Genomic DNA, 6,740 nt, shown 5'->3' with positions numbered 1-6,740 from the left:
TAAACTTCGTAATGAATTACGTGTTCACTCTTCGAGACTTGGTATTCATTTTTCGTCTTGCGACGTTAAGAATTCCTGTCACTTTGAGTGCCCACACAGATTGTCTGATAAATTGTTAAAGAGCAGTTGCGACGCGCTTTAGCGCTCTGTCGCGAGGTGGCGTATACTACGCTTTCCTCTTTCAGAGTCAACTCTTTTTGGAGAATTTTCTCTTCATCATCACTGGCGTTTTTCTGTGAAGTGATTCACATCCGCCGTGTCGATGGAGGCGCATTATAGGGAGTCGACTCAGGAAGACAAGCAGAAATCTGCAGATTTTTCCCAACCGCTCATCTTTTAACCATAATGCTTATTTTTGCTGCTTTTTAATGGCCAATGGCAGGTCAGCAAGGCTATTTAACACCCAATCTGCCGCATTTTCTGCTTCCGGGGTGACCGGCTTACCCGTTCTGACTAATACTTTTGTTCCGACACCAGCCGCCGCCGCGGCCTGCATATCTTCTACTTTGTCGCCCACCATATAAGACGCCGCCATATCAATGTGCAAAAAATCGCGAGCTGAGATCAGCATACCTGGATGCGGCTTACGGCAATCACACACCTGGCGGTACTCTTCCACGCTACCTTGCGGGTGGTGTGGACAGTAATAGATACCGTCGAGGTCGACATCGCGATCGGCCAGTGACCAGTCCATCCATTCTGTTAATGTCTCAAATTGGGCTTCGGTAAATTTACCGCGCGCTATCCCTGACTGATTGGTGACCACCACCAGCGCATAGCCCATTGTTTTAAGCTCGCGCAGTGCGTCAATAACGCCTTCAATAAATTCGAAATCGTCGATTTCATGTACATAGCCGTGATCCACATTAATAGTGCCGTCACGATCGAGAAAAATTGCGGGTACAGACTTTGCCACCTTTTATAGCTCCTGAATAAGGCATGTGGCGCTAGTATCGCATGTTTCGGCAGGCAAGAAAGTGCTCATCGAAGAAACCTTGATTGATTTAGACGTCTGGATGCCTTAACATCCATTTTGTTAACGGTTTTTGACCGAATCAGACAGACGAAAATGCCACGGCTAACTTCATTACGATAATAAATAATCAATGATTAAACTTTCGAATATCACCAAAGTGTTCCAACAAGGGACCCGAACTATTCAGGCGCTGAACAACGTTAGCCTGCACGTCCCTGCCGGACAAATATATGGCGTTATTGGTGCATCCGGTGCCGGTAAAAGTACGCTTATCCGTTGTGTAAACCTGCTGGAACGTCCAACAGAAGGAAGTGTTCAGGTCGGAGGTCAGGAACTGACAACGCTGTCTGAATCTGAACTGACCAAAGCACGCCGCCAGATTGGCATGATTTTCCAGCATTTTAATCTGCTGGCCTCCCGTACCGTTTTTGGAAACGTCGCTCTGCCGCTGGAACTCGACAATACGCCGAAACACGAAATTAAACGTCGCGTGACTGAACTGCTTGATCTCGTTGGGCTTGGGGATAAACACGACAGCTATCCGGCAAACCTTTCCGGCGGTCAAAAGCAGCGTGTTGCCATCGCCCGTGCGTTGGCAAGCCAGCCGAAAGTGTTGCTGTGCGACGAAGCCACCAGCGCGCTGGATCCCGCTACGACGCGTTCGATTCTCGAACTGCTGAAAGACATTAACCGTCGTCTTGGCCTGACCATTCTGTTGATCACGCACGAAATGGACGTGGTTAAGCGGATCTGCGACTGCGTGGCGGTCATCAGCAACGGTGAACTGATTGAGCAAGATACCGTCAGCGAAGTCTTCTCCCATCCGAAAACGCCGCTGGCGCAAAAATTTATTCAGTCAACGCTGCACCTGGATATTCCGGAAGATTATCTGGCACGTCTCAAAGCGGAATCGACAACCGACAGCGTCCCAATGTTGCGCATGGAATTTACCGGTCAGTCTGTGGATGCGCCGCTACTTTCCGAAACGGCGCGCCGCTTTAACGTGAATAACAACATTATTAGCGCGCAAATGGATTACGCCGGTGGTGTGAAGTTCGGCATCATGCTGACTGAAATGCACGGTACACAAGAAGAAACGCAAGCCGCCATCGCCTGGCTGCAGGAACACCATGTAAAAGTAGAGGTACTGGGTTATGTCTGAACCGATGATGTGGCTGCTGGTTCGTGGCGTCTGGGAAACGCTGGCGATGACCTTCGTATCAGGTTTCTTTGGGTTCGTGATTGGTCTACCGGTGGGGGTGTTGCTGTACGTCACGCGTCCCGGTCAAATCATTGAGAACGCGAAGCTCTACCGCATCCTTTCTGCGGTTGTGAATATCTTCCGTTCAATTCCCTTCATTATCCTGCTGGTGTGGATGATTCCATTTACCCGCGTGATTGTCGGTACGTCAATCGGGTTGCAGGCAGCAATTGTTCCGCTGACGGTCGGTGCCGCGCCGTTTATCGCGCGTATGGTGGAAAACGCCCTGCTGGAAATCCCGACAGGGCTGATTGAAGCCTCCCGTGCGATGGGCGCAACACCATTACAGATTGTCCGTAAAGTGCTGCTGCCGGAAGCGCTGCCAGGTCTGGTGAACGCCGCGACCATCACCTTGATTACCCTGGTAGGCTATTCGGCAATGGGCGGTGCTGTGGGCGCTGGTGGACTTGGGCAAATCGGCTACCAGTACGGTTACATTGGATACAATGCGACGGTCATGAATACGGTACTGGTATTACTCGTTGTTTTGGTTTATTTAATTCAGTTTGTGGGCGATCGCATCGTCCGGACTGTGACGCACAAGTAACGTTCTATAAAGCACAACTATCACATTAAGGAAATAAGCATGGCGTTCAAATTCAAAACCTTTGCGGCAGTGGGAGCCCTGATTGGTTCTCTGGCACTTGTGGGTTGTGGTCAGGATGAAAAAGATCCGAACCACATCAAAGTCGGCGTGATCGTCGGTGCTGAACAGCAGGTTGCTGAAGTCGCACAGAAAGTCGCGAAAGAAAAATACGGTCTGGATGTCGAGCTGGTGACATTCAACGACTACGTTCTGCCGAACGAAGCGCTGAGCAAGGGCGATATCGATGCTAACGCCTTCCAGCACAAACCGTATCTGGATCAGCAGATTAAAGATCGCGGTTACAAACTGGTTGCCGCAGGCAATACCTTTGTTTATCCGATCGCGGGCTACTCTAAGAAAATCAAATCGCTGGATGAACTTCAGGATGGCGCGCAGGTAGCGGTTCCGAATGATCCAACCAACCTGGGACGTTCCCTGCTGCTGCTGCAAAAAGTCGGACTGATCAAACTGAAAGACGGCGTGGGCCTGCTGCCAACCTCACTGGACATCATTGAGAACCCGAAAAATCTGAAAATTGTTGAACTGGAAGCGCCGCAGTTACCGCGTTCTCTTGACGATGCGCAGATTGCTCTGGCAGTGATCAACACCACTTATGCCAGCCAGATCAACCTGACTCCGGCGAAAGACGGTATCTTCGTTGAAGATAAAGATTCCCCGTACGTTAACCTGATCGTGACCCGTGAAGATAACAAAGACGCGGAGAACGTGAAGAAATTCGTCCAGGCTTATCAGTCTGACGAAGTTTACGAAGCCGCCAATAAAGTCTTCAACGGTGGTGCTGTTAAGGGCTGGTAATTTTTAGGCGCTTTTCACAATCTGTAATATCATTCAGGACGGGCGTTTGCCCGTCTTGTCATTTATGCAAGCTCCTGATTCAATATGTGACAGTTAGACCATTCATTGAGGAAATATTATGCGTGCTTTACCGATCTGTTTATTGGCACTCATGCTGAGCGGCTGTTCCATGTTAAGCAGATCCCCTGTTGAACCCGTTCAAAGCACCGCAACCCCGCCAAAAGCGGAGCCGGAAAAACCGAAAGCGCCGCGCGCTATTCCTGTCAGAATTTATACCAATGCGGAAGATCTGGTCGGCAAGCCGTTCCGCGATCTTGGCGAAGTCAGCGGCGAATCCTGCCAGGCCTCGAATCAGGACTCCCCGCCGAGCATCCCAACTGCCCGTAAACGTATGCAGATTAATGCGTCGAAAATGAGAGCCAATGCTGTTTTACTGCACAGTTGTGAAGTGACCAGCGGAACGCCAGGCTGTTACCGTCAGGCTGTCTGCATTGGTTCAGCCCTCAACATCTCGGCGAAATGAGCCATTTTCAGTTCGGGCAAATCGGTGTCATCCGCTCACCTTACAAAGAAAAGTTCGCTGTTCCTCGCCAGCCTGGCCTGGTAAAAAGCGTTAACGGCGAACTGCACCTTCTGCCACCTTATAACCAGGCTGACGCAGTTCGTGGTCTGGAGGCATTCAGCCACTTATGGGTGATCTTTGTCTTCCATCAGACGATGGAAGGAGGATGGCGCCCTACTGTACGTCCGCCTCGTTTAGGGGGAAACGCGCGTATGGGCGTATTCGCCACGCGCTCAACGTTTCGTCCCAATCCGGTGGGCATGTCACTGGTCGAACTGAAAGGCATTGTCTGTCAGAAAGAACAAGTTATCCTGAAGCTTGGCGGGCTGGATCTGGTCGACGGCACCCCGGTCATCGATATCAAACCCTACCTGCCATTTGCGGAATCCCTGCCGAATGCCACCGCGAGCTATGCGCAACATGCGCCAGTTGCGGAAATGCAGGTCGCTTTTACCCCTGAGATTGAACAACAATTTTCCGTACTGGAAAAACGTTATCCGCAACTGAAAACATTTATTCGCGAAGTGCTGGCGCAGGACCCGCGTCCAGCCTATCGGAGAGGTGAAGAGACGGGGAAAACGTACGCCGTCTGGCTGCATGATTTTAATGTGCGCTGGCGTGTCACCGATATGGGTTTTGAAGTCTTTGCGCTGGAACCCCGGTAATTTCGCACCCTTCTCTTTTGACATCCCTTTCTCGCTGGTAAACTGAATTACTTTTTTGTGTCAGGCTCGCATTGAGCCTGTTCGATCGTTCAACTGGAACCGTAACAACATGCGTACTAGCCAATATCTGCTCTCCACTCTGAAGGAGACACCTGCCGATGCCGAGGTTATCAGCCATCAACTGATGCTGCGCGCCGGGATGATCCGCAAGCTGGCCTCCGGGTTATACACCTGGCTGCCGACCGGCGTGCGCGTTCTGAAAAAAGTCGAGAACATCGTGCGTGAAGAGATGAACAACGCCGGTGCCATCGAGGTGTCGATGCCAGTGGTTCAGCCTGCTGATCTGTGGCAAGAGAGTGGTCGTTGGGAACAGTACGGCCCGGAACTGCTGCGCTTTGTTGACCGTGGCGAGCGTCCGTTCGTACTCGGCCCAACACATGAAGAGGTCATTACCGACCTGATTCGTAACGAACTCAGCTCTTACAAACAACTGCCGCTGAACTTCTATCAGATCCAGACAAAATTCCGTGATGAAGTGCGCCCACGTTTCGGCGTAATGCGCTCCCGTGAATTCCTGATGAAAGATGCGTACTCATTCCATACGTCTCAGGAATCCCTGCAGGAGACCTACGATGCAATGTACGCTGCGTACAGCAAGATCTTCAGCCGCATGGGGCTGGATTTCCGTGCGGTACAGGCTGACACCGGTTCTATCGGCGGCAGCGCCTCGCACGAATTCCAGGTACTGGCGCAGAGCGGCGAAGATGATGTGATCTTCTCTGACTCTTCCGATTACGCGGCCAACATTGAGTTTGCAGAGGCCGTTGCGCCAAAAGCGCCACGCGCTGCTGCAACGCAAGAAATGACGCTGGTTGATACGCCGAACGCAAAAACCATCGCCGAACTGGTTGAGCAGTTCAGTCTGCCTGTCGAGAAAACTGTCAAAACCCTGCTGGTGAAAGCCGTGGAAGACAGCAAGTCTCCGCTGATTGCCCTGCTGGTTCGCGGCGATCACGAGCTTAACGAAGTTAAAGCGGAAAAACTGCCGCAGGTTGCCAGTCCACTGACGTTCGCGACCGAAGAAGAGATTCGCGCGCTGGTGAAAGCCGGTCCGGGTTCTTTGGGTCCGGTAAACCTGCCGGTGCCGGTAATTATTGATCGTACTGTTGCCGTAATGAGTGATTTCGCCGCGGGCGCGAATATCGATGGTAAACACTACTTCGGTATTAACTGGGACCGCGACGTTGCGACGCCAGAAGTGGCTGACATTCGTAACGTGGTAGCAGGTGATCCAAGCCCGGACGGTCAAGGTACGCTGCTTATCAAACGCGGGATCGAAGTCGGTCACATCTTCCAGTTAGGGACCAAGTACTCTGAAGCGATGAAAGCCGCCGTTCAGGGCGAAGATGGTCGTAACCAGACGCTGACAATGGGCTGTTACGGTATCGGGGTTACCCGTGTAGTGGCAGCAGCGATTGAGCAGAACCATGACGAACGTGGCATCGTATGGCCTGACGCTATCGCGCCGTTCCAGGTGGCGATTCTGCCGATGAATATGCACAAATCTTACCGCGTACAGGAACTGGCGGAAAAACTGTATGCCGAACTGCGTGCGCAGGGCATCGAAGTACTGATGGACGACCGAAAAGAGCGTCCGGGCGTGATGTTTGCGGATATGGAGCTTATCGGGATCCCGCACACTATCGTGCTGGGCGATCGTAACCTCGACAACGACGATATCGAATATAAATACCGTCGTAATGGCGAGAAGCAATTAATTAAAACCGGCGACATTATCAATTACCTGGTCAAACAGATTAAAGGTTGATGTCATAAGAGGCTCTGATTTTCAGGGCCTCTTTTTTTACATGGAT

At 51.5% G+C, this 6,740-nt stretch carries 7 protein-coding genes; 6 read left to right on the top strand and 1 reads right to left on the bottom strand.

The features are described from left to right. Positions 1-349: 349 nt before the first annotated feature. Positions 350-916, bottom strand: a complete 567-nt coding sequence (gene gmhB, locus WB371_RS02845) for a D-glycero-beta-D-manno-heptose 1,7-bisphosphate 7-phosphatase (RefSeq protein WP_336218602.1) — start codon at positions 914-916, stop codon at positions 350-352. Between the two features lie 190 nt (positions 917-1,106). On the opposite strand from gmhB, the gene metN reads away from it, so the two are divergent. The 6 genes from metN to proS all read left to right on the top strand — a co-directional run bounded on the left by metN (position 1,107) and on the right by proS (position 6,694). Next, a complete protein-coding gene (metN, locus tag WB371_RS02840; protein WP_336218601.1) occupies positions 1,107-2,138 on the top strand; it encodes a methionine ABC transporter ATP-binding protein MetN in 1,032 nt (343 codons plus the stop codon). Further along, positions 2,131-2,784, top strand: a complete 654-nt coding sequence (locus WB371_RS02835; RefSeq protein ID WP_336218600.1) for a methionine ABC transporter permease MetI — start codon at positions 2,131-2,133, stop codon at positions 2,782-2,784. The genes metN and WB371_RS02835 overlap by 8 nt, the downstream gene beginning before the upstream one ends. A 39-nt stretch (positions 2,785-2,823) precedes the next feature. After that, on the top strand, positions 2,824-3,639 hold the full coding sequence (gene metQ / locus WB371_RS02830; protein ID WP_336218599.1) for a methionine ABC transporter substrate-binding lipoprotein MetQ: 816 nt from the start codon (positions 2,824-2,826) through the stop codon (positions 3,637-3,639). Between the two features lie 118 nt (positions 3,640-3,757). After that, positions 3,758-4,162: an Rcs stress response system protein RcsF gene (gene rcsF / locus WB371_RS02825; protein ID WP_336218598.1), complete on the top strand. Its 405-nt coding sequence runs from the start codon at positions 3,758-3,760 to the stop codon at positions 4,160-4,162. Then, entirely contained in the window at positions 4,159-4,866 is a 708-nt protein-coding gene (tsaA, locus tag WB371_RS02820; protein ID WP_336218597.1) for a tRNA (N6-threonylcarbamoyladenosine(37)-N6)-methyltransferase TrmO, read from the top strand. The genes rcsF and tsaA overlap by 4 nt, the downstream gene beginning before the upstream one ends. A 109-nt stretch (positions 4,867-4,975) precedes the next feature. After that, positions 4,976-6,694: a proline--tRNA ligase gene (gene proS / locus WB371_RS02815; protein ID WP_336218596.1), complete on the top strand. Its 1,719-nt coding sequence runs from the start codon at positions 4,976-4,978 to the stop codon at positions 6,692-6,694. Positions 6,695-6,740: the final 46 nt, after the last annotated feature.

This window comes from Citrobacter amalonaticus (genome assembly GCF_037053465.1).
Lineage (GTDB): Bacteria > Pseudomonadota > Gammaproteobacteria > Enterobacterales > Enterobacteriaceae > Citrobacter_A > Citrobacter_A amalonaticus_H.
This window is presented reverse-complemented; position numbering and strand designations above follow the sequence as displayed.